At 36.0% G+C, this 1,387-nt stretch carries 1 protein-coding gene and 1 pseudogene; both read left to right on the forward strand.

Features of this window, described 5'->3' with window-relative positions; translation table 11 throughout:
* Positions 1-69 (forward strand): annotated as a pseudogene (locus EKL98_RS15950) (30S ribosomal protein S7); the annotation flags it as partial.
* A gap of 12 nt (positions 70-81) precedes the next feature.
* The coding region (locus EKL98_RS15955) for an elongation factor G (protein ID WP_126563145.1) at positions 82-1,387 on the forward strand (1,306 nt) is incomplete at its 3' end.

The raw sequence follows: 1,387 nt of genomic DNA on the forward strand, positions 1-1,387 counted from the left end.
GTTAAGAAAAGAATGGATACTCACAAAATGGCAGAAGCTAACAAAGCTTTCTCTCACTTTAGATTTTAATTCTTAAGAAAAATGGCTAGAGACTTAAAATATACAAGAAATATAGGAATTGCTGCTCACATTGATGCTGGTAAAACAACAACAACGGAGCGTATTTTATTCTATACAGGAAAATCACACAAAATTGGTGAAGTGCATGATGGCGCTGCAACAATGGACTGGATGGCGCAAGAGCAAGAAAGAGGTATCACAATTACTTCTGCAGCTACAACTTGTGAATGGAATTTTCCAACTACACAAGGTAAATTATTACCTGAAACATTACCTTATCACTTTAATATTATTGATACCCCAGGACACGTTGATTTTACTGTTGAAGTAAATCGTTCTTTACGTGTACTTGATGGATTAGTTTTCTTGTTTAGTGCTGTTGATGGTGTTGAGCCACAGTCAGAAACGAACTGGAGACTAGCAGATCAGTACCACGTACCACGTATTGGTTTTGTTAATAAAATGGACAGACAAGGATCTAACTTTTTGATGGTTTGTCAGCAGGTAAGAGATATGTTGAAATCAAATGCAGTTGCTATTACTTTGCCAATTGGTGAAGAAAATGATTTCAAAGGAGTTGTTGATTTGGTTAAAAATCAAGCAATTGTTTGGCATGAAGAAGGTTTAGGGGCTACTTACGATATTGTGCCTATTCCTGAAGATATGCTTGAAGAAGTGAAAGAATACAGATCGATTCTTATTGAGGCAGTAGCCGATTATGATGAGAAACTGCTTGAAAAATTCATGGAAGATGAAAACTCTATTACGGAGGAGGAAATCAACATTGCATTAAGAGCAGCTGTTATGGATATGGCTATCATTCCTATGATTGCTGGTTCTTCGTTCAAAAATAAAGGAGTTCAATTCATGTTAGATGCTGTATGTAAATATTTGCCATCACCAATGGATAAAGCAGGTATAGAAGGAATTCATCCTGATGATGCTGAACTTTTAGAAGAAGATCAAACTAAAATTTTACGTAAACCAGATGTAAAAGAGCCTTTCGCTGCTTTAGCATTTAAGATTGCTACTGACCCATTCGTAGGTCGTTTGGCTTTCTTCCGTGCTTATTCAGGAAGACTTGATGCAGGTTCTTATGTTTTGAATACTCGTTCTGGTAATAAAGAAAGGATTTCTCGTATCTACCAAATGCACGCTAATAAACAAAACCCAATCGATTATATCGAAGCAGGTGACATTGGGGCGGCAGTTGGATTTAAAGATATTAAAACTGGAGATACATTGTGTGATGAAAAACAACCAATTATTCTTGAGTCTATGAAATTAACTGCGCCAGTAATTGGTATTGCAATTGAACTTAAAACAA

The organism is Flavobacterium bomense (assembly GCF_003970355.1).